The 22,808-nt window shown below is 61.9% G+C and carries 17 protein-coding genes and 1 pseudogene; 7 read left to right on the top strand and 11 right to left on the bottom strand.

The genetic code is table 11. The annotated features are described in order from the left end of the window. The 9 genes and pseudogenes from ACP7BO_RS23570 to ACP7BO_RS23530 form a co-directional block, all read right to left on the bottom strand. A pseudogene (locus ACP7BO_RS23570) lies at positions 1 to 659 on the bottom strand (hypothetical protein); the annotation flags it as partial. Between the two features lie 160 nt (positions 660 to 819). After that, a complete protein-coding gene (locus ACP7BO_RS23565) occupies positions 820 to 2,370 on the bottom strand; it encodes a FadD3 family acyl-CoA ligase (protein WP_426212937.1) in 1,551 nt (516 codons plus the stop codon). A 19-nt stretch (positions 2,371 to 2,389) separates the two neighbouring features. Next, positions 2,390 to 3,421: a 2Fe-2S iron-sulfur cluster-binding protein gene (locus ACP7BO_RS23560; protein ID WP_426212936.1), complete on the bottom strand. Its 1,032-nt coding sequence runs from the start codon at positions 3,419 to 3,421 to the stop codon at positions 2,390 to 2,392. A 1-nt stretch (position 3,422) separates the two neighbouring features. Further along, complete coding sequence (locus tag ACP7BO_RS23555) at positions 3,423 to 4,181, bottom strand: SDR family oxidoreductase (protein WP_060692165.1); 759 nt, start codon at positions 4,179 to 4,181, stop codon at positions 3,423 to 3,425. Next, on the bottom strand, positions 4,165 to 5,919 hold the full coding sequence (locus ACP7BO_RS23550) for an FAD-binding protein (protein WP_426212935.1): 1,755 nt from the start codon (positions 5,917 to 5,919) through the stop codon (positions 4,165 to 4,167). The genes ACP7BO_RS23555 and ACP7BO_RS23550 overlap by 17 nt, the downstream gene beginning before the upstream one ends. Further along, a complete protein-coding gene (locus tag ACP7BO_RS23545) occupies positions 5,916 to 7,661 on the bottom strand; it encodes an FAD-binding protein (protein WP_426212934.1) in 1,746 nt (581 codons plus the stop codon). The genes ACP7BO_RS23550 and ACP7BO_RS23545 overlap by 4 nt, the downstream gene beginning before the upstream one ends. Before the next feature lie 42 nt (positions 7,662 to 7,703). Beyond that, positions 7,704 to 8,891 (bottom strand): acyl-CoA dehydrogenase family protein, encoded by a 1,188-nt coding sequence (locus ACP7BO_RS23540; RefSeq protein WP_426212933.1) that lies wholly within the window; start codon positions 8,889 to 8,891, stop codon positions 7,704 to 7,706. Positions 8,892 to 9,931: 1,040 nt separating this feature from the next. Then, positions 9,932 to 11,506 (bottom strand): amidase, encoded by a 1,575-nt coding sequence (locus ACP7BO_RS23535; protein WP_426212932.1) that lies wholly within the window; start codon positions 11,504 to 11,506, stop codon positions 9,932 to 9,934. Between the two features lie 118 nt (positions 11,507 to 11,624). After that, complete coding sequence (locus ACP7BO_RS23530; RefSeq protein ID WP_426212931.1) at positions 11,625 to 13,106, bottom strand: coniferyl aldehyde dehydrogenase; 1,482 nt, start codon at positions 13,104 to 13,106, stop codon at positions 11,625 to 11,627. 127 nt (positions 13,107 to 13,233) lie between these two features. Between ACP7BO_RS23530 and ACP7BO_RS23525 the strand changes: the two genes are divergently transcribed. The 6 genes from ACP7BO_RS23525 (at position 13,234) to ACP7BO_RS23500 (ending at position 19,306) form a co-directional block, all read left to right on the top strand. Continuing rightward, entirely contained in the window at positions 13,234 to 14,214 is a 981-nt protein-coding gene (locus tag ACP7BO_RS23525) for a flavin reductase family protein (RefSeq protein ID WP_060692153.1), read from the top strand. Between the two features lie 13 nt (positions 14,215 to 14,227). Then, on the top strand, positions 14,228 to 15,001 hold the full coding sequence (locus ACP7BO_RS23520; RefSeq protein ID WP_426212930.1) for a glucose 1-dehydrogenase: 774 nt from the start codon (positions 14,228 to 14,230) through the stop codon (positions 14,999 to 15,001). 140 nt (positions 15,002 to 15,141) lie between these two features. Then, positions 15,142 to 15,933: a fumarylacetoacetate hydrolase family protein gene (locus ACP7BO_RS23515; protein WP_397456609.1), complete on the top strand. Its 792-nt coding sequence runs from the start codon at positions 15,142 to 15,144 to the stop codon at positions 15,931 to 15,933. Between the two features lie 21 nt (positions 15,934 to 15,954). Further along, positions 15,955 to 16,884, top strand: coding sequence for an acetaldehyde dehydrogenase (acetylating) (locus ACP7BO_RS23510; RefSeq protein WP_397456608.1), 930 nt, complete (start codon positions 15,955 to 15,957; stop codon positions 16,882 to 16,884). A gap of 10 nt (positions 16,885 to 16,894) precedes the next feature. After that, complete coding sequence (gene dmpG, locus ACP7BO_RS23505; RefSeq protein ID WP_060692145.1) at positions 16,895 to 17,917, top strand: 4-hydroxy-2-oxovalerate aldolase; 1,023 nt, start codon at positions 16,895 to 16,897, stop codon at positions 17,915 to 17,917. 75 nt (positions 17,918 to 17,992) lie between these two features. Next, a complete protein-coding gene (locus ACP7BO_RS23500; protein ID WP_426212929.1) occupies positions 17,993 to 19,306 on the top strand; it encodes a spinster family MFS transporter in 1,314 nt (437 codons plus the stop codon). Here ACP7BO_RS23500 and ACP7BO_RS23495 read toward each other — a convergent pair. Both ACP7BO_RS23495 and ACP7BO_RS23490 read right to left on the bottom strand, forming a co-directional pair. Continuing rightward, positions 19,279 to 20,355 (bottom strand): NAD(P)H-dependent flavin oxidoreductase, encoded by a 1,077-nt coding sequence (locus ACP7BO_RS23495; protein WP_426212928.1) that lies wholly within the window; start codon positions 20,353 to 20,355, stop codon positions 19,279 to 19,281. The two genes, ACP7BO_RS23500 and ACP7BO_RS23495, sit on opposite strands and share 28 nt — an antisense overlap. A gap of 38 nt (positions 20,356 to 20,393) precedes the next feature. Beyond that, positions 20,394 to 21,953 carry a L,D-transpeptidase family protein gene (locus ACP7BO_RS23490; RefSeq protein WP_426212927.1) on the bottom strand — a complete coding sequence of 520 codons (1,560 nt, stop codon included), beginning with the start codon at positions 21,951 to 21,953 and terminating at the stop codon, positions 20,394 to 20,396. 134 nt (positions 21,954 to 22,087) lie between these two features. Between ACP7BO_RS23490 and ACP7BO_RS23485 the strand changes: the two genes are divergently transcribed. Next, entirely contained in the window at positions 22,088 to 22,801 is a 714-nt protein-coding gene (locus ACP7BO_RS23485; protein WP_426212926.1) for a murein L,D-transpeptidase catalytic domain family protein, read from the top strand. Positions 22,802 to 22,808 lie beyond the last annotated feature (7 nt).

Here is a 22,808-nt window from a genome sequence, read left to right as displayed (position 1 = left end):
TGAAAAGTCATCACCATCTGCGAGGGGGTATCCGGCTGCAGGGTCAGATGGGTTTGCTGACCCTCGTAGGCCAACGCCACCACGGTTCGACCCTGGGCATCGCTGACCTTTTGCAAGTAGGCGGCGTTGCCGATGGAACGCCAGTCAAAACTAAGGGCACTGCCGTCCGCCCCCATCAGGGTGCTGACCACCCACAGGCTCGGATGCCCGGCCAATGGAATCAGACGTTCGCAGGTGCCGTCGTTATGCCGCACCCACATCTCCTGGCGCTGCACCGTGACCGTCACCACCGGCAAGCGAACGTCGGGAAAGCGCATGTTCTGGCCAACAATCTCCCCACGAAAACGCTCGCCGGAATTGAGCTGCAACTGCTGACTGGCCCCGTCCCACGACGTGGTGCCGAGCATCCAGCCGAGACCAAAACCCTGGTCTTCATTCATCAAGGGGCTGTAGCCCAGGCGCAATTGGCTGATCGGCCCGCGCAGATCGTTGGCGGCCCCGGTAGGCAAGGTCACCGAGGCCGAAAACATGCCGGTGCGCGGATCAACCCCGGCACTGATGCTGCTCATAAAGTTGTAGGCACCGGAATAAACGTCGCCGCTGCTGAACAGGCTGGCTGCAGATCGGGTGTCGGGGGTGGAGTCAGAAAGGTCAGTCATGTTTACTACTCCTTGGCTCGCTGCAAAGGGGTAGCAAAATAGAGTCGCTGGCTTTGGGCTAACAACGAGCCAGGTCTGTAAGTAGCGCGGCTACAAAAACACCCGAGGTGGTTGAGGTTTTGTAGCCGCTACCTGGCGCCAACAATGAGCCCGACTGTCGCTACAGGATCAAGGAGCGCAATTCATTCTTCGCCACCTTGTTCGATGCATTGACCGGCAATGCCTCGTAGAACCGCACCATGCGCGGCACTTTGTAGTTGGCCATGTGCTCCCGGGCCCACAGGATCAGCCCCGCTTCGTCCAGTCGCTGTTCATGGCGCAGCACCACGCAGGCACAGCCCACTTCGCCCATGCGCTCATCCGGTACGCCAATCACCGCCACCTGGGCGATGGCCGGGTGTTCGATCAGGCCCGCTTCAATCTCCGCCGGGTAGCAGTTGAAGCCACCGACGATAAACATGTCTTTCAGGCGGTCAGTGATGCGCAAGTTGCCCGCGGCATCCAGCTGGCCAATGTCGCCCGTGTGCAGCCAGCCCTCAGTGTCGATGGTTTCGGCAGTGGCTTGCGGGTCTTCAAAGTAACCCTGCATCACGTGAAAGCCGCGCAGGCAGATTTCGCCCGTATCACCCGCCGCCAGGGCCCGGTTTTGCGGGTCACGGATGCTCACTTCAGTACCGGCAATCGCCCGCCCGCTGGTGCTGGCAATGGTCTGCGCCGGATCGGCCGGGTTGCAAATGGTCGCCAGGCCGCCGCACTCGGTCAGGCCATAGGCCGTGGTCACCACCGAAAAGCCCAGTTCGCGGCGCATCCGTTCGATCAGGCTCGGGGCGATGGTCGCGGCCCCCGTAACGGCAATGCGCAAGCTCGACAGGTCGGTTTCAGCCAGTTTGGGGTGCGCCAGCATCGACAGATACAGGGTCGGTGGCCCCGGCAGTACGTTGATGTTCTCGGCTGCAATGCGCTGGAAGACCGCTTCGGCATCGAATACCGAGTGCGGCAAAATGGTTGCCCCGGCCAGCAGGCACGTCAGCCAGCCCGCCTTGTAGCCAAAGGCATGGAAAAACGGGTTGATCACTAAGTAGCGGTCACCGGCACGTAACCCAATCACCTTCACGTATTCGCTGAACGCCCGGATGTTTTGCCCGTGGGCGCTCATCACCCCTTTGGGTTTACCGGTGGTGCCCGAGGTGAATAGCAGATCGCTCAAGTCATCGGCACGGACCCCGGCTGCCCGCTGCCGGGCGTCGGCTTCACTGACGCTTGCCCCGCCGGCCAGAAACTCATCCCACGCTGGGGCGTCACCCAGCAGCACCAGCCCCTCGAGGGTATCCGGACGATGGGGGGCGAGTAAGGCCAGGTAGTCAGTGCCCAAGAACTTCGGCTGGACAAATAACAGCCGGCTGGCACTGCGCTGCAAAATATCAGCCGCTTCGTTGCCTTTCATGCGGGTGTTGACCGGCACCATCACCGCCCCTGCGCAATGAATGCCCAGTGCCGCAATGATCCAGTCCCGGCCATTGGGGGCCCAGATCGCCACCCGGTCACCCTTGCCGATACCCCGGGCCATCAGGCTGCGAGTCACGGCCAGCGCCAGGTGCGGCAAGTCGCGGTAGTCGGTGCACTCACCGTTTTCTTCGATAGCGGTACGCCCGGCATGATGCTGCGCGGCATCAAGCAGTAGCTGGGGAATAGTCATGGGGCTAAAAGTCATCGATCACTCGTCCGGCTGATTATTCGGGGAAGCACACCCGCAGGTGTTCGCTGTTGGGCACGGACTGGCATGCCAGTACCCAGCCGTCATTGAGTTCCTGCTGGTCGAGGGCATCGTTGCGCAGCATCTGGACACTGCCCCGCTCCACGGTGCACATGCAGGTGGCGCAAGATCCCACCAGGCACGAGCTGGGCGGTTTCAACCCGGCGCGCAGCATGGCATTGAGCACCGTTTCGCCTTCGGCACACGGCACTTCGAACTCCTCGCCATCAAGACGTACCGAGAGCTGGCTGCCGATGACATCGGTATTGACCGGCGCCGGCGCCTCCACGCTGCCCTCTTCAGGCAGGGAGACAAAACGTTCGACGTGGATGCGCCCATGGTCCATGCCCACTTCATGCAAGGCGCTGACCGCCGCGTCCATGAACGGGCCCGGACCGCAGATAAAGGCCTGGGCATGCACAAACGGCCTGGCCATGTGCGCCAGTTGTGCCACCGAAGGAATCCCCTGGACCGAATCGAGCCAGTGAATCACTTGCAGGCGTTGCGGGTAGGCGCTGGCCAGCGCTTTGAGCTCGCCGGCAAAGATCACCGAGGCCTCGTCACGGTTGGCATAAATCAACAGCACCCGGCCGCTGCCTGCGATCAACGCCGAACGCAAAATCGACAACACCGGGGTTACCCCGCTGCCGCCGCCGAACAACACGAAGTCATCGTCAAAATGGCGCGGCACAAAGACCCCGGCCGGGGCCAGTACTTGCAGTTGATCGCCCTCGCGCAACTGCTGACACAACCAGTTCGAAGCCCTGCCGTCGCGTACTTGCTTGATCGTGACCCGCAGTGGCTCATCCACCAGCGGTGTGCTGGACAACGAATAGCAACGTGGTAACCAGCCGCCTTCAAACGGCACTCGCAGGGTCAGGAACTGCCCGCTTTTATAAGCGAACTGCTCACTCAGGGCCTGAGGCACCTCAAATACCAGCGATCTGGAGTCCGGGGTTTCAGTAACGATTTGCGCGACGCGCAAGGAGAAATAGGCAGGTGAATTCATTTCAAATACTCATTACAAACTGGCCGCTGTCGATTCGCAGTTCGATGCCGTTGATGGCGCGCGATTCGTCACTGGCAAGAAACAGCACACTGGCGGCGACATCTTCAGGCAGGCACATGCGCCCCATGGGGTCTGCATCGATGGTCAGGCTCCAGGGGTCCAGGCCTGGCGGCAGAGTAGCCGTGGTCATGGGCGTGAGAATGCCGTCCGGGTGCAGGGAATTGCAGCGGATGCGATATTTACGCCGCCGGCACATCACCGCCACTGTACGCGAGAGCGCAGCGACGGCGCCTTTGGAGGCGCTATAGGCCGCGTAGTCATCACGCCCGGCCACACCGGCGATGGAAGACATGTTGATGATCGAGCCGCCGCCCTGTTTCATCAGGCCAATGGCGGCGCGACAACCCAGAAAAACGCTGTCGGAATTGATCCGCTGCACCCGCTGCCAATCGCTCAGGGAGGTGTTTTCAATATCGCCCTTGAGCAGGATCCCGGCATTGTTGAACAGGATATCCAGCTGGCCATAGTGCTCGCCAATCGTCTGTATTACCCGGGCCCAGTCCGCTTCACTGGCTGCATCCTGTTCAATAAAAAGCCCCTGCGGGCCGATTTCTTCAGCCAGGGCCCGGCCCGAGGCCACATCAATGTCGCTGATCACCACGCGCGCGCCCTCTCGGGCCAACAACAGGGCACTGGCCCTGCCCACGCCACTGGCGCCGCCTGTGATCAGCGCGACCTTGCCTTTAACACGTGCGCTCATGGGGCAATCCTTGTTCTATAGGCGCGCCGGCCGACGCTTGATGGCTCACGAGCGAATCAGCACCAGAGTGGTCTGCATTACGGTCAATACCGGTGCAGGCCCGCCCTGCCCGGCGTCCCGAAAACACGCAGTCGGCCAGGGACAAACCACTGATATACAGGTGTGATGCCACGCCTATGGCGGTGCGCCCGGCACTGTACAGCCCGGCAATCCGGCGGCCGTTGTCGTCCAGCACCGCGCCATTGTTTTCATCGACTGTCAGCCCGCCCAACGTCAACGCCCCCAGCGGAAATACCGGGTTGTCGACACTGATATTGCAGGCATAGAACGGTCCTTTATCCAGCGCCTGGCGACTGCTCTCAGACTTGCCGAAGGCATCCGCGGCTTCGCCACGGGCAGCCGCGTTATAAGCGCGCAACGAGCCGCTCAGCTCCCCGGACTGCATACCGCATACCTGGGCCAGCCGGTCAGGGTTCTCGCCCTTGCGCACCTTCAGCAGCATCAGGGCCAGTGCAGGCAGGCTCTGGAACCACCAATACCCCCCGAACAGGGCCTGACGGATGGCCTGCTTGCGCAAGCGCGCATCCAGCACCAGCCACGCCTGACCGCCCTGCTCTTCACACAATGGCTGGCCCAGGGTGGCGCCATACACTTCTTCGTTACAAAAACGCTGCCCCTGGGCATTGACCACGATCCCCTTGGGCCAGCAAAAAGGCGGGTTGATAAAGCGCCAGGCCGACACGCGGCTCAAGCGCTCGCTTTGCGCCCCGACCGATTGCCCCAGGCGCAAGCCACTGCCATCGCATCCGGTGGCGCCCACCTTGAAATTACGGCGAAATTTGGGTGCATGTTCGCGGATCAGGTCGCGATTGAAGATAAAGCCACCGGTGCTGAGAATGACCCCGCGCCGCGCCCGGACCAGTATCGGTTGCCCATGATCTCGCTCCAGCTGGCTGATTTTTTGTCGCAGGCGATCGCAATACCCAGGAGCGAAGTTTTGCCAGCGCTCGGCGCGGGCCGCCAGACGCGCATGCTCACGGGCTTCACGGGAACCCGGCGGCAAACGCCAAAGCTGGGCACCGACCACGCGCCCGGTGTCATCGACCACCAAGCGCCGCGCCGCCGTTTGCAGCAAGGGCTGCACTCCGGCGCGCAGGCAGGCGTCTTTCAAATGGCCATACAGCACCGCACCGCACTGCCCCTTGCCCACCGTGCGATGACCGCGTGGCGCCGGCGGTTGCTCGCCACCATGGGACGGCACCAGTTCGTTGCCGGAGTAATACAGAAAATAGCCATCGGCGGGATACGAGGTTTTGCCCCCCGCAGGCATGCTGTGGGCATAGCGTGCGCCGTGGCCTTCGAGCCAGCGCAGGTTGTCGGCACTGTCATCGCAGAATTTACGCAAGGTGTCGTCGCTGATCACGCCACGGGTTTCGTGCTTGAGGTAGTCAAACATCGCTTGCGGGGTGTCACTGAAGCCGGCGTCCTGCTGCTGTCGGGTACCGCCGCCCGCATACACCACGCCGCCACTCTTGGCGCTGGCGCCGCCGCCGGTAAAACGGTCGGCGACAATCACCTCGACCCCCTGGCTACGGGCCTCCAGTGCGGCGCAGGCGCCGGCAGCCCCCCAACCGATCACCAGTACGTCGCAGCTCTGGTCCCAGTCCCGGTCCGCCAGACGGTCCAGGTGCAGCGGGGGCAGGATTTCAGTGTTGCTGGCGGTCCGGGGCCGCTTCATGACACCGCCTCTGGCGCAGTACTGGCTGCCACCGGCACGCTGCTGGCGATATGGTTGGCGGCGATATAGCCAAAGGTCATGGCCGGGCCCAGGGTGCCCCCGGCCCCGGGATAGCTGGTACCCATGACGGAGGCGGAGCAGTTGCCAATGGCATACAGGCCACTGATCGGCCGCCCGTCTTCACGCACCACTTGCGCGTGCCTGTTGGTCAGCAGCCCGCCCTTGGTGCCGATGTCTCCGGCGTCCAGGCGCATGGCGTAGTACGGCCCTTTGCGCATCGGCGCCAGACACGGGTTGGGTGTGATATTGGAGTCGCCGTAATAGCGGTCGAACACATTGCCACCGCGCCCGAAATCGAGATCGACACCGGTTTTCGCGTATTGATTGACCTTGCTTACGGTGTTGTTTAGCCCGGCGCCATCCACGCCGATTTGCATGGCCAACTGATCAAGGCTGTCAGCCTTCCAGTACACAGTGTTGAGCCATTCCTTGCGCAAACGGCTATCGGGCATCACCTGGGCCGGCATCAAAGGGCCCATGGCGTAATGAAAGCGGAAATGGCCATCAAAGATCACCCATGACGGCACCGTGCGACCGCCGGTTTTACGGTTGTCCTTGTACATGGCGTCAACGAATTCGAGATACGGCGCTGCCTCGTTAACGTAACGATGGCCCAGGCTGTTGACCACAATGGCCCCCGGAAACGCACGCTCGGCAAACACCCCGCGCGGTTTTTCTTCGCCGGGCACGGCAATGGTCGGCGCCCACCACGCCCAGTCCAGCAACGCCGTAGCCGCGCCGATATTGAGCCCCGCTTCCAGTGCGGCCCCGGTGTTGTTGCCCGGTGGCGTCGCACTCCAGCTGGCTTTGGTAGGTTGCGGCAGGAATTTTTCGCGCAGGGTCTGGTTCTGCTCGAAACCGCCCGAGCCAAAGATCACCCCGCGCCGGGCCTTGAGTTCAAGAATTCTGCCGCCCGTTGCAACCTTGATCCCGCAAACGCGATCACCGTCCAGCAGTACGTCCTGGAAGTCGGTGTTGAGCCACAGCGGCACATTGCGATCCATCAGCGAACGGCGCAGGGACGCCACCAGCGAACTGCCCAGGGCCGCCCGACGGTCATATTTGCTCTTGCGTCGCCATTTGAAGTCCAGCTTGTAGCGGGCCATCAATCTGAAAATCAGCCATTGCCAGCCGAAGCTGCGGGCCATGGCCTTGTGCGCGTCACGGGCAGTCCACGCAATACGCCCCATCAGCAGGGTCGAGGGTGAAGGTTTGCGCAGGTTGGGCAGTTCTTCCTCAAGCAAGCTGGTGTCGAACAGCTCGGGGTCCAGGGTCCGCCCGCCCGGCAGGGCGCCGGGCAATTGCGGGTAATAATCCGGGTATTTGTCGGCCACGGCATAGCGCACCCGACTGTTGGAGGTGAGTTTTTTGATCATGGGTGCTGCGTTGTCCAGATACGCCTGCAGGCGCACCGGATCACCGTGTTCACCGGTGGCGGCCTTCAGGTACTGCATTGACAGCTCAGCGCTGTCCCGCCCGCCGATCGCGGCGAAGTAATGGTTGTTCGGGATCCAGATACCACCACCGGAAATCGCCGAAGTGCCGCCGTACTTGTCGCTTTTCTCGACAATCAGCACTGAAAGGCCCTGGTCGGCGGCAAACAGGGCCGAGGTCATCGCCCCCGCACCGGAGCCGACCACGATTACGTCATAGCTGGACTGAGACTGAACTTGAGCCGTCATTATTGTTATGCCATCCGCTGAGGTCAGAAACTCATTACTCGATCAAACAAAAGGGTCCGAGTTGGGTAAACCCAATTGCACTACGCCATAGCTGCGTCGATAGGCCGCTTCGTTGTTGGCGATATGCCCGCGTGCCTGGTGCAGGTCGCGGAAATAACGGGCCACCGGGTTGGTGCTGTACAAACCCGAAGCCGCCATGCAGCGCAGCAGGTCGCTGACCCGGTCGGCGCAGACATTGGTGACATGGGAAGACTGGTAGCGATACAGCAAACGGGTTTCAACATCCGGATACTCGCCGGCAGTGGCCAGCGCCATGAGGTTTGCGTAATTGCGCATCAACACCAGCTTGAGCGAATCGACGGTGATGGTGGCCTCGGCGACTGCAGCTTGTGCTGCCGGGTCTTCGGCGGTTTTGGCGCCATGTTTGCCAATGTGCGCGGCGGCGTTGCTGCGGAACTCGTTGATTGCCCCTTGCAGCGCACCAATGGCCGACGTCGATACGGCGCGGGCGAACACCTGGGCGAATGGAATCGAGTACATCGGGTTGGTGTTGACCAGCCGTCCCGGTGTGGCTTCGATGCTGTAATTATTGGTGCGTTGTACCCGATGTGCCGGGACAAAAACGTCCTCGACGATGATGTCGTGGCTGCCGCTGCCGCGCAGACCCAGCACGTCCCAGTTCTGCTCGATGCGATAGTCACTGGCCGGGATCAGGAAGGTGCCGTGTTCGGTCGGGCCGGTTTCGTCTTGCGGCACGATACCGCCGAGCAGGCACCATTGCGCATGCTGGCTGCCGCTGGAAAACCCCCAGCGCCCGCTGACCTGATAGCCGCCCTTGACCGGGGTGACTTTGGCCACTGGCATATAGGTAGAAGCCACCAGCGTGGAGCTGTCTTCGCCCCAGACGTCATGTTGTGCTTCTACCGGATAGCGTGCCAGTTGCCACGGGTGAACGCCGACCACACCAAACACCCAGGCAGTGGACATACAGCCCTCGGCCAGCAGCATCTGGATTTCAAAAAAGGTTCGCAGATCGACTTCATGGCCGCCCCACATCTTCGGCTGCAAGGCGCGAAACAAACCTGCCTCCTGCATGTCGCGAACGGTTTCATCGGGCAGTTTGCAATCCTTGTCCGCCTGGGCTGAACGGCTTTTAAGCGCAGGTATCAGATTGCGCGCGCGTTCCAGCAGCTCAAGCTCTATCGGACTTTTCTCTCGTATCTGATCCATCCGTCTGTTCTCCGTCAGTCTCTCGCTGCGCGAATGCGCGGGCGCTGTATGACGAATAATCCGGCCTGGCGCGCTGCTGATCATCGTCAAAGCGGACTAGGCAAAAGCCTGCACCAACGAAACCCGTAGTCGCTGACGAGCAGCGCGAGGTTGCGATCGATTGCGCAGCGAACGTGAACCCTGTGGACCGGGTGTGTCTGGATTTACGACGACTTCGTCGCCGGACGCAGCCTTCGATGCTCACCGTCCCCCCGTAGCAGTTGCCGAAGGCGACGTCCGATTGCGTAGCGATCGTGAATCCTGTGGACCGGGTGTATCCAGATTTGCGACGACTGCGTCGCCGGACGCAGCCTTCGGCAGCTGCTACGCAATCGATGCCCACCGTCCCCCGTAGCAGTTGCCGAAGGCGACGTCCGATTGCGTAGCGATCGTGAATCCTGTGAACCGGGTGTGTCCGGATTTGCGACGATTGCGTCGCCGGACGCAGCCTTCGATGCCCACCGCCCCCCCCTGTAGCAGTTGCCGAAGGCGACGTCCGATTGCGCAGCGATCGTGAATCCTGTGGACCGGGTGTGTCTGGATTTACGACGACTAGGTCGCCGGACGCAGCCTTCGATGCCCACCGCCCCCCCTGTAGCAGTTGCCGAAGGCGACGTCCGATTGCGCAGCGATCGTGAATCCTGTGGACCGGGTGTGTCTGGATTTACGACGACTACGTCGCCGGACGCAGCCTTCGGCAGCTGCTACGCATACGATGCTCACCGTCCCCCGTAGCAGTTGCCGAAGGCGACGTCCGATTGCGCAGCGATCGTGAATCCTGTGGGCCGGGTGTGTCCGGATTTACGACGACTGCGTCGCCGGACGCAGCCTTCGGCAGCGGCTACGCATTCGATGTTCACCGACGCCCCGTAGCAGTTGCCGAAGGCGACGTCCGATTGCGTAGCGATCGTGAATCCTGTGGACCGGGGGGTGTCCGGATTTACGACGACTGCGTCGCCGGACGCAGCCTTCGGCAGCTGCTACGCATTCGATACTCATCATCAAACGGTCGGCAATTTCGCCCACGGCCGGTCTTGCTCGATTTGCGCACTCAGGCGCAGCAGTACGTCTTCTCCGCCCAATGGTCCGGTAAACATCATGCCAATCGGTAAGCCGTTTTCGCTCATCCCCACCGGCAATGAGATCGCCGGTTGCCCGCTGACGTTGGCCAGTACGGTAAAGGCCGCGCTGCCCATGGCGTTGTGGGCGTAGCTGTCCCATGGCTGGTTCAGGCTCAGTAACCCCAGCTCCGGTGTGACGTTGGCAGTGACCGGCGACAGGATGACGTCAAAGGTGTCGAACTGCTGTTCCATGTAACCGCCAATGCTTTCAAACGACTGGCGCGCGCGGTACAGGCCTTCACCCGTGACTTTCTTGCCATTGTCCAGAACCACCTGGGTGATGCGCTCGAAGTCATCGGCAGTGGCAGGTCGGCCCAGCGCCTGTTCACGGTCGTGGACCAGGGTCAGCAAGGCATCGCCAATCACTGAACCATGGGCGCCGAACAACTGCCGAGGGTCGATGTTCAAACGCAGTTCTTCAACGTTGTGCCCCATCGCGCTCAGACGTCTGGCCGTGTCGTCCAGCACTTTTGCAACGGCCGGGTCCAGCGGCGAACCGGTCAGCGAGTCTCGCACCAGGCCAATACGCAGGCGCCCCGCAGCGGTGCCCAGCTCTTCGATATAAGGGCGTACCAGCGGTTTTGCCCAGTACGGACTGCCTTGTTCATGACCCTGGCCGACATCCAGAAACAACGCCATGTCGCGAATGTTGCGCGACACCACGTTGCCGACACTGGCACCGAACCAGCCTTCATATTTGCCCGGGCCGCTGGGGGTGCGATAACGGGTGGGTTTGAGGCCGACTACGCCGCAATAGGAGGCCGGGATACGGATCGAGCCGCCGCCGTCGGTGGCATGGGCCACCGGCACAATGCCTGCGGCGACCGCTGAGGCCGCGCCACCGGAAGAACCGCCGGCGCTTCTGGCCAGGTTCCACGGGTTGCGGGTTTGCCCCCAGAGCAAGGATTCGGTGGTGGTGGTCAGGCCGAACTCAGGGCACGCGGTTTTGCCGAACGGCACGGCGCCAGCCGCTTGGTAGCGGGCTATCAGAGTGCTGGTTTGTGGCGCCGGCGGTGCATCCTTGAATAAGCGGCAACCATTGGTGGTGCGGGTGCCTTCAAGGTAGGTGTTGAGGTCCTTGAGCAGGATGGGCACACCGGCCAGCGCACCCGTGGTGGATGCCCCTGCTGCGCGTCGCGTCTTGAGCAGCGCCTGGGCGTATTCGTCGTGACGCATGTTGACCGCATTGACCTTGGGGTTGACCGCATCACAACGGGCCATGGCCGCAGCCAGCAGATGCTCGGGGGTCAGCTCGCCCTTTTGCACGGCTCGGGCCATGTCGGTAGCGTCCAGCGACAGGTATTCGCTGGGCGATACGGCACTTGAGCCCGCGGCGCTGGCATAGCGCCCGAGCAACCCGGCGCCGGCGGCCAGGGCTGCCGCCTTGAGTACGTGGCGGCGCTGCCAGCCTTCAGGGGTCTGGCTGTCTTCGGGTGTAGCGGCAGGAATTGGCAAAATTTATCTCCGGATCACTTCTTGTTTTATGGGCAGACGTGAGCTTTTCTCGCGACAGCATCACCGGGGCCGGCGGCATCGCGAGCAAGCTCGCGCCTGCGGGGTTCTTCTGGGGGTATCAGTCGGGGGTAACCATCGACTGCATGGTTGCCTGGAAGTGCTCGCCATACGGCGGCAGCATGCCCCATTCGCGGCGCGGATCATGGGCCGGGGCCTTGAATACGGTGCGCATGTGACTGAACTCGAGGAAACCTTCGCGGCCGTGATAATGGCCCATGCCGGAGGCGCCAATTCCGCCAAACGGTGCGTCGTGCATGGCCGCGTGCATCATCACGTCGTTGATGGTCACACCGCCCGACAGGGTGTGCTGCAGCACATGCCGGCGCTCTTCTTCGCTCTGGCCAAAGTAATACAGGGCCAGCGGCCGCTCCCGTGAGTTGATGTCCGCCAGGGCCCGGTCGAGCTGTTCATAGGGCAGCAGCACCAGCGCCGGACCGAAGATTTCTTCGTGCATGATCAGGCTGTCACGCGGCGGGTCGATCACCACTTGTAGCGGTCGACGTCGCGACTGGGGGTCTGCCTTGAGCGCACGCGGGAAACTTTCGACCCGGGCGCCCCGCTGCCGGGCGTCCTGCACGTAGCTTTCAACGCGCTGCAAGTGCCGGTCGTTAACCACTGCCACCACATCCGGATTGTCTTCCACGGTCGGCAGCAGCTCGCTGTAGGCCGCGCCAAGGGCGCCGATAAAGTCGGCCATTTGCTCGCGGGGCACGTACACCACGTCCGGGTTGATACAAATCTGCCCGCCGTTGTTGGCTTTGGCCACGGCAATGCTGAATGCAGCTTTGGCCAAATCAGCACTGCGGGAAATAATGACCGGCGATTTACCGCCGAGCTCAAGGGTCAGCGGCACCAGGTTTTCAGCCGCGTTGCGCATCACCGAGCGCGCCACGGCGGTGCTGCCGGTGAAGACCAGGTGGTCAAAAGGCTGTGCGGTAAACGCTTGGGCCACGTCTGCATCGCCGAGCACCACCGCCACTTCCAGCGGGTCGAACATTTCGCCAAAGGCCCGGGCCAGCACACTGGCGGTCAGCGGCACCACTTCCGAAGGTTTGAGAATGGCCCGGTTGCCCGCGGCCAGCACGCAGGCCAGCGGGCTGAGCAGGGTGAACAGCGGCGCGTTCCAGGTGCCCATGATGCCGATCGAGCCCTTGGGCTGATGCATCACCCAGGCCTTGGCGCCGAGCTGGTCATAGGGCGCGAATACCTGACGCGGCTCATCTTCGACCCAGTGCGGCAGATGATCGCGGGCATATTTGAGCGATGCCAGGGAGCCCAGCACATCATTCATCAACGAAAAGCCCTGGGGCCTGCCACCAAAATCCGCATCCATGGCTTCAACCAGCGACTGCTGATATCGCACCAACAGCTCTATCACCCGCTGAATCCGTTGCCGGCGCTGCTCAACGCTTACCGGGCCCGCCTCGATAAAGGCTTTTTTTTGCGCTGCCAACAGGCTGGACAGCTGTTCTGGGGCCGTACTGCTGCACGTCATGGATGAGTCCTCTTGGCATCGTTTTAAGGCCCCGACGCTAGCCAATTACGGCCCCGTACGCCTCGTCCGATCGGACGATAATCGGCTGTATTCGTTAGTCCATTAAGACGATGTAGCGCCCCCCCTGGAGAGGAATACTGCGAGCACGAAAATTCAATCCATGAGGTTCGTCATGGCAATGCAAAGCAGTTTCGATCCCCAGGCTTTCCGTACCGCGCTCGGTACCTTCACCACCGGGGTGACCATCATCACCACCCAGGCTGAAGACGGCTCACCTATCGGGATCACCGCCAACAGCTTCAACTCGGTGTCGCTCAACCCGCCGCTGGTGCTGTGGAGCCTGGCCAAGTCCGCCCGCAGTCTGCCGGTGTTCAGCTCGGGCAAACACTGGAACGTGCACGTGCTGTCGACCGAACAGGAACCTCTGTCCGGACGCTTTGCCATGCAGGGCGAAAACAAGTTCGCGGAAATCGAACTCGACAGCGGTATCAGCGAAGCACCGTTGCTACAGGATTGCACCGCACGCTTTCAGTGCCGTACGGCCTTTCAATATGAAGGCGGCGACCATGTGATTTTTGTCGGCGAGGTGCTCGCCTTTGATCACAGCGACCGCGCACCGCTGGCGTTCCAGAGCGGTCAATACGCACTGGCCACCCGCAAGCCACGCAGTGAACTGCGCCTGGCTACCACCCCGCCGCCGCCCGAGTGCAGCTACACCGAGGACCTGCTGGGCTATTTGCTGGGCCGCGCGCACTACCAGTTGCTGGACGCGCTGCATCGCCTGCTGAGCAACCAACAACTGGACGAACACGCGTTTTTCATCCTCTCCGTGCTGTGCATACGCGACAACATGAGCCTGGACGAGATCAACACGTTCGTCAGCTACACCGGGCACGAGGTCTCGGTTGCCAGCATGCGTTTTCTGGAAAAACAGAATCTGGTGGCACTGGAGGGCAGCACCCATGAACCGCGTTATGTGCTGACCGCGACCGGCCGGGAGGCCTCCTTGCAACAGCTGGCCCTGGCCAAGGCGGTGGAGGAAAACGTTTCGGCCAAGCTTGGCCCCGGCGATGCCCAGGCGCTGAAGGTGTTGCTCAAGCGGCTGATCAGCGCCAGCGACCCAGGGCTGCCCGACCTGTGGGCCCCTCGCTAATAAAGGACTATTTATGAGCATTATTTCCAGATTTGACCTGACCGGCAGTGTGGCCATCGTTACCGGCGGTGGCCGCGGAATCGGCCGGGCCATTGCCCTGGCCTACGCCGAAGCCGGCGCCGACGTGGTGCTGGCGGCACGTACCCTGAACGATGTCGAAGCGGTTGCCCAAGAGATCCGTCTACTGGGGCGTCGCGCCCTGGCCATGAGTTGTGACGTCAATGACACCGAGCAGCGTACGGCCCTGGTGATGCAGGCACGTGAGCACATGGGCCGTATCACGCATCTGGTCAACAACGCCGGCGGCGCCGGCCCGAACGATCCGCTGACCCTGAGCGTCGAGCGGTTTGAAGAGATCATGCGCTTCAATGTGTCTTCGGCTTATCACCTGTGCCAGCTCTGCGTGCCCCATATGCGTACTGCCGGTACGGGCAACATCATCAATATCACCTCGGGTGCGGCGCGCTATGCGCAAACCCAGTTCAGCGCCTACGGCACCGCCAAAGCGGCGCTGAGCCACATGACCCGTCTGCTGGCCCAGGATTTCGCGCCATTGGTGCGGGTCAACGCCATTGCCCCGGGGCCCATCCTGACCGACGCCCTGAACCGCGTCCTGCCGGTGGCCATGCGTGAAGCCATGGTCAAGGCCACCCCGCTGCAGAGTCTGGGCGAGGTGGAGGACATTGCGGCCGCCGCACTGTACCTGGCCACCCCGGCGTCACGCTGGGTAACCGGCAAAATCCTGGAAGTGGACGGCGGCGCCGAGTCCAGCGTCTGGCCGGGCTGACGCTGTACCCATGAACTTGTGGGAGCTGGCTTGCCAGCGATGCACACGACTGGGTTTTGCAGTCAGACCGCGCGCAATCCATCGCTGGCAAGCCAGCTCCCACAGTGACTCATATATTCCGGATTTCAGAGAGAGTGTTTATGGACCCCAAGTTGATTGAAGCCCTGGGCGATGAGCTGTTTCACGCGTTGCTTGAGCGCCGTAGCCTGCAGCCGCTGACCCAGCGTTATCCCGACTTGACGCTGGAGACGGCGTATCAGATTTCATTGCGTTTTCTGCAACGGCGCGAAGCCCTCGGGGAACAGGTCATCGGCAAAAAGATCGGTGTTACCAGCCGTGCCGTGCAGGACATGCTCGATGTGCATCAGCCCGACTTCGGCTTTTTGACCAACCGCATGCAGGTCGCCGATAACAGCGATGTCAGCTTTAGCGCCAAGCTGCTGGTGCAGCCGCGGGCCGAAGGTGAGATCGCCTTTATTCTCGGCGAGGACCTGCACGGCCCCGGCATTACCGCCGAAGACGTCATGGCCGCCAGCCAATGGGTGATGCCGTGTTTCGAAATCGTCGATTCACGTATCGCCGACTGGAAAATCCGCATTCAGGACACCGTGGCCGACAACGCGTCATGCGGCGTTTTTGCCCTCGGTGAACAACGCATCGACCCCCGTGAACTGGACCTGGCCAAGGTCGAGTTGCACTTGCTGAAAAATGGCCAGCCGGCCGGTAACGGCTTCGGTTCGGCGGTGCAGGGGCATCCGTGTGCCGCCGTGGCGTGGCTGGCCAACACCCTGGGCAAGTTCGATATTCCGTTTCGCAAAGGCGAAATCATTCTGTCCGGGGCCCTGGCGCCGCTGGTACCGGTGCAACCCGGCGACGAGGTCAGCCTGACCCTCAGCGGCCTGGGTTCTGCACGTCTGCGCTTTGTGTCCTAAACCCCGTTCGAGAGCCTTCCCATGAGCAAAAAGATTAAATGCGCCCTGATCGGGCCGGGCAACATTGGTACCGACCTGCTGTACAAATTGCTGCGCAGCGAGGTGCTGGAGCCAGTGTGGATGGTCGGTATCGATGCCACTTCCGAAGGCCTGACCCGCGCCCGCGAACTGGGGCTCAAAACCACCAGTGACGGGGTCGACGGCCTGTTGCCCCATATATTGGCGGACAATATCCAGATCGCCTTCGATGCCACCTCTGCCTACGTGCACGCCGAAAACAGCCGCAAGCTCAATGAACTGGGCGTGCTGATGATTGACCTGACGCCTGCCGCCATCGGCCCGTATTGCGTGCCGCCGGTCAATTTGCAGGCCAATCTCAAGCGCGGTGTGATGAACGTCAACATGGTGACCTGCGGCGGCCAGGCGACGATTCCGCTGGTAGCCGCGGTGTCCAGCGTGCAACCCGTGGCCTATGCCGAGATCGTGGCCACCGCGGCGTCCAAGTCGGTGGGTCCGGGCACGCGCAAGAACATCGACGAATTCACCCGCACCACGGCCAGTGCCATCGAGCAGGTCGGCGGCGCGAAAAAAGGCAAGGCGATCATTATCGTCAACCCGGCCGAGCCGCCGCTGATCATGCGTGACACCGTGCACTGCCTGACCGAAACCGCACCGGACAAGATTGCGATCACCCTGGCGATCGCCGACATGATCCAGGAGGTACAGAAGTACGTACCGGGCTACAAACTGGTGAACGGTCCGGTTTTTGACGGCAACCGGGTATCGATTTTTATGGAAGTCGAAGGCCTGGGGGATTACCTGCCCAAGTACGCCGGCAACCTCGACATCATGACCGCTGCGGCGGCGCGTACGGCTGAGATGTTTGCCGAGGAAATCCTCAAGGGCGAGCTGCAACTCAAGGCCACTGCCCCTCAACCTGCCCTCGCTTAAGGAGCTACCCATGGATCTTCGCGGCAAAAAAATCACCGTGCATGACATGTGCCTGCGCGACGGCATGCACCCCAAGCGTCACCAGATCTCCCTGCAACAAATGAAAGACATCGCCTGCGGTCTGGATGCCGCCGGTGTACCCCTGATTGAAGTAACCCACGGCGATGGCCTGGGCGGCAGCTCTGTGAACTACGGTTTCCCGGCGCACACCGACGAGCAGTACCTGTCGGCCGTGATTCCGATGATGAAGCAGGCCAAAGTCTCAGCCCTGCTGTTGCCGGGTATCGGGACCGTGGACCACCTGCAAATGGCCTTCGAACTGGGGGTCAACACGATTCGGGTCGCCACCCATTGCACCGAGGCGGACGTCTCCGAGCAGCATATTTCCTATGCCCGCAAGCTGGGTATGGACACCGTGGGCTTTCTGATGATGGCGCACATGAACAGCCCTGAAGGGCTGGTCAAGCAAGGCAAGTTGATGGAGAGCTACGGTGCCAACTGTATTTACCTCACCGACTCCGCGGGCTACATGCTGCCCCACGACATCAAGGCCCGGGTAGCGGCAATGCGTGAAGCCCTGCACCCGGACACCGAGATCGGTTTTCACGGGCATCACAACCTGTCGATGGGGGTGTCCAACTCCATCGCCGCGATCGAAGCCGGGGCCACGCGCATCGATGCGGCCGCCGCAGGTCTGGGCGCTGGCGCGGGCAATACACCGATGGAAATCCTGGTGGCGGTCTGTGACCGCATGGGCATTGAAACCGGGGTCAGCGTGTTCGGTATCCAGGACGTGGCCGAAGACCTGGTAGTGCCGATCATGGACTTCCCGATCCGCAGCGATCGCGATGCCCTGACCATGGGCTATGCCGGTGTTTATGGCTCGTTCCTGCTGTTCGCCAAGCGCGCCGAGAAGAAGTACGGCGTACCGGCGCGGGAAATTCTGGTGGAAATGGGCCGACGCGGCATGGTCGGCGGCCAGGAAGACATGATCGAAGACACCGCCATGACCCTGGCTCGCCGACGCGGCTGACGCAGGGGTTTGTCAAAGGCGCTGACGCGTTGCGTGTCAGCGCCTTTGGCATTTTTATCTGACAGGGAAACGAATATGTCCAAGGCTCACGTCGGCTGGCGCAGCCATGCCTTGCTGTTGTTGCTGGCTGCGGTGTTTGCCGACAACTTTGTCGGCCGGCAGATTCTGGCGGTCATGATTGAACCGATCAAACTCGAATTCGGTGTCAGTGACACAGCCATGGGGCTGATTTCCGGCCTGGCATTTGCCGGGGTCTACGCCCTGCTCGGCTTGCCTGCCGGACGCCTGGCCGATCGCATGTCGCGCACCCGCTTGCTGGCCATGGCGTGCCTGCTCTGGGCCGTGGCTACCATGGTCTGCGGCCTGGCAGTGAGTTTCTGGATGCTGGCCCTGGCACGCATGGCGGTTGCAGTGAGTGAGTCGCCTACCACCTCGGCGTCGATGTCGATCATTGCCGACTTGTACCCGCCCCATCGCCGTTCGTTTGCCATCAGTTGCTTCACCGCCGCCCCGACTTTCTCGGCGGTGATCGGCTTGAGCCTTGGCGCCTGGGTGGTCGAACACTATGGCTGGCGCACGGCGTTTATCGTGATTGGCATGCCGGCGCTGCTGTTTTCACTGGTGCTGGCGCTGGTGGCCAAGGATCCGGACCGTGGCCGCTGGGACCTGGCCAGTGCCCATGCCGCGCATCCCCTGCAAAGCCTGAGCAGCGAAGCCCGCAAGCTCTGGGCCCTGCCCGCTTACCGTTGCCTGATCATGGCCGGCGGCCTGAGCACCCTCAGCTCCTATGCCATCGGCATGTGGAACACCAGTTTTCTGGTGCGCTCCCATGGCTTGTCGTTGCAGCATGCCGGACTGTTGGCCGGGTTTTTTTGTGGCGGTTTTGCCGGCATCGGCGCGCTATTTAGCGGCTGGTTGAGCGACCACCTGACGCCCCGCAACCCGCACTGGCAAGTGGGCATTCCGGTGATCGGGCACGTGGCCGCGCTTAGTGCTTTGTTCGCCTATTTGTTGTGGCCAGACACGATCTGGGCGCAGGTTGCTGGGGTGCCGATCCCCAGCGCCATGCTGTGGTGTGCGCTGTACAGTTTTTTTGTGGTGTGGTGGGTGGCGCCGTCCTACAACCTGGTTACGCAACTGGTGCCGCCCAATCGCCGGGGCACGGCGATGGCTTTGCAGACGATCATTTCGACGCTACTGGGGGTCGGGGTCGGGCCTTTGCTCGCCGGTTTGTTCAGCGATGCACTGCTGCCGCGCTTTGGCATTGAATCGTTGCGCTACGGCTTGCTGCTGGTGAGCTTGCCGGTGGTGGGTGCGATCATACTTTTAATTCGCACCTCCACCCATGCCGCGCAAACCCGTTATTTACATGTAGAGCGCGCGGTGTAGTCATCGACAAATTTACGGGTCAGTTCCTCGGACGACAATTCGACACTGCGTCCCGGACTCAGTGCAAAAGCCTGACCCGCCCACAGGTTGATGAAATCTGGGGAGCCGGCAGGCTCGGTTTTGGCCTTGAGCGGTAGCAGTACGCCACCCGCCAACGGAAACTCCGGGGCCTGGGGGTTGATCGGCCCCAGTTCACGCATCACCCGATTGACGATGCCGCGGGCCGGGCGGCCGGTAAACAGGTTGGTGAGTGCAGTCTCGCTGGAACCGGCCTCACGCAAGGCGCGGTAATGGGGACGGGCAAGTCTGGCCTGCAGGCAGAACAGGTATGCAGTGCCGATTTGCACCGCACTAGCGCCCAGGGCAAAGGCCGCCGCGATGCCACGCGCATCCGCGATCCCGCCTGCGGCAATGACCGGCACGGATACCGCATCGGCAATTTGCGGCACCAGGGCGAAGGTGCCGATCTGGGTCGTCAGCTCATTGCTCAAGAACATCGCGCGGTGGCCACCGGCTTCGTAACCCATGGCAATGATTGCGTCACAGCCGTTGCGCTCCAGCCACTGCGCTTCTTCAACAGTGGTGGCGGAACTTAAAACCCTGGCACCACAGGCTTTGACCCGGGCCAGCAGATGCGGGGCCGGCAAACCGAAGTGAAAACTGACCACCGGCGGGCGCAGTTCCTCAACCAGTGCGCAGGTGGCCTCATCAAAGGGCGCACGGCTCGACACCGGGGTTGGCGCGTCATAGTCCACTCCCAGTTCGCGGTAATAATCTTTGAACAAAGACTTCCACTGCCGGGCCCGGGCCTCGTCGGGTTCAGGGGCCTGGTGGCAGAAGAAATTCAGATTGAACGGTTGATCGCAGGCTTCACGAAAGGCCGCCACTTCGGCGCGCACCGCGTCCAGGGTCAGCGTGGCGCAGGCCAGTGAGCCAAGCCCACCAGCCTTGGCCACGCCGATCATCATTGGCGCCCCCGCGCCCAGCATCGGGGCCTGGATGATCGGGTGGGCAATGCCCACCAGGTCGGTAAAACGGGATTGGGTCATTGCAGGTCTCGCAGATCAGTTCAAGGTTGAAACGCGCATTAGCGCTTGGCGGACAGCGCCGATATCAATGCCGGATCACGATTATAAATGTCCGGCGAGTACACCACTTTGCCGTTTTTATCGGCATGGGCTGTCCAGTAAGTCATGAGGATCGGCACCGGGTTGGACAGTCTGAACTCGGTGGTGCGCCCGGTGGCCAGCAATTCCTCGGTCCGGGCTTTCTCCGCCGGGGTCACCAGCAAGTCGCGCAACTGGAACACCGACTCCACCCGCACGCACCCTGAACTGAAGGCTCGCGGCCCTTTACTGAACAGGGCCTGGCTCGGGGTGTCGTGCAGGTACACGGAAAACGGGTTGGGGAAGCGGATAACGATACGCCCCAGCGGGTTGCGTGGCCCGGCACCCTGGCGCAGCAGGATGTTGCCCGGACGGTCCCAGTCGATACTTTGCACCGCCAGCGGCTGCCCGCTGCTGTCGAGCACCTGCAGGTCATGCTTGCTCAGGAAGGACGGATCGCGGCGAATCTGCGGCAGCTTGTCTTCCTTGAAGATGGTCGGCGGAATGGTCCAGGTCGGGTTCAGGGTCAGGCGCGTCACCCGGGATTTGAGCAACGGTGTCTGGCGGTCGGCCCGCCCTACCTGGGTGCGGGTCTGCCACACCGGCTGGCCATTCTGGTAGACGGTCAACTGTGCCGCCGGAACATTGACCAGCAGGCTGGTGGGTTCAAAGTCACGGGCCATCCAGCGGAAACGCTCCAGATTGATCCGCAACTGTTCGCGGCGGGTTGCCGGGCTGACGTTCAACTCTTTAACGGTGCCCGGCCCGATGACGCCATCGGCCTGCAACGAGTGGTCAAGCTGGAAGCTCTTGACCGCGGAGGCCAGTTCATTGGAGTACGTGTTGTTGGCGATCTGCGGCTGACCGCTCAAGTAACCCTCGCTAGCCAGACGCCTGGCCAATGCCGGGACCCGCGCATCCTGCATGCCGGGGCGCAGCAAAGGGCCATCGGGGATCGTCTGCCACTGGGGCAGCGGCTGTTGGCGCTCCCGGGCATAGACCCGGCGCAAGTCTTGATACTGCGCCAGCGCGGGGCGGGCCAGTTCGAAAGCACCGGCTACGTTCTGTACCCCGGGCCCGGCGATTGCCAGCAGTTCGGCCTGACGGTCAGGCTCTTCAGTATTGGCGTGCCATACCGGTTCAAAACGGCTTTGTGCCAGGCGACCGAAACGCAGGTCCTGCAAGGCTTGCAGGTATTGACGACTGGTACCGATGTCGGCGCACAGGTCCTGCCCCTGGGGCAACCGGTAATTGAGCGGGTCCAGCCCGTCGTCGGCCAGCTGTGGCAAGGCTGCCTGCAAAGCCGTCAGGCGCCCTTCTTGCGCCCATACCGGCTGGTAGTTCTGGCCCTCATAAAAGGCCTGCAAAAGTGCCTGGGTCTGAGGCGTCAGGCCGGGCGCCAGTGTCGGGCAGGCCTGGGGCAGTTGCAGCAGGGTCTGCTGCAACGGGTTGGCAGGCGGGTCTGGCAGCACATCGGCCCACGCGACCAATGGCGCTACGAGCAAGGCAATGCTCAAGTAACATGCGTGTTTTTTGATCAACTGCTTTACTCCAATCCATGGCCGTCACGTTGGGGTTCACCATTACAGCCGTCCTGAAGGCTAGCAGCTAAACAGGATCGCTATTAACTCGACGCAGCGTCAGGAGCTAATTCAATAGTGGAAACTCTTAATCTATGCTGATTTCTTTGCGACGACTTTTTCTGGTCGCCGCGACCCTGGGAGCCTTGTGCAGCCCAGCGTTCGCCGCCAATACTTCCTCACCAGGGCTTTACAACAGCCTCGCCCAGGCCGCTCCGGAACTCAATCCCCAGGCACTTAAAAGCGCCCTCAGTGCCATGCAATGCGCCGTCAGCAATGGCGCCAGCCCCGCACAGAACCTTGCCGTCATCGACTATTCGCAACCTTCCACGGCCCGCCGCCTGTGGATCTTCGACTTGCGTAAAAAGACCCTGGTGCTGCGCGACCTGGTGGCCCACGGGCAAAAATCCGGGGAAAACTTCGCCACTCAATTCTCCAATAATGAAGGCAGCCATCAATCCAGCCTTGGCCTGTTCCGCACCCAGGAGAGTTACCAGGGTGCCAACGGCTACTCGCTGCGCATGGACGGCCTGGAGCCGGGTATCAATGACAGTGCCCGTGAACGGGCCATCGTGATTCACCCCGCCAGCTATGTGAACCCGTTGTGGAGCCAGACCCAGGGCCGCATCGGCCGAAGCCAGGGCTGCCCTGCCGTACGCCCGCAAGTGGCGCGCCAGGTGGTAGACAAACTCAAGGACGGTCAGTTCATGTTTGCCTGGTACCCCGACCAGCACTGGCTGCAGTCTTCGGCTTATCTGAACTGCAAGCCACGGCTGGTGGCGAGTATCGTCTCGACCAAAGGCGGCTAGGCAGCAA

It is taken from the genome of Pseudomonas sp. TWR2-1-1, assembly GCF_049897045.1.
Lineage (GTDB): Bacteria > Pseudomonadota > Gammaproteobacteria > Pseudomonadales > Pseudomonadaceae > Aquipseudomonas > Aquipseudomonas versuta.
Note: the sequence above shows the minus strand (reverse complement) of the source record. Positions and strands in the feature narration are given on the sequence as shown.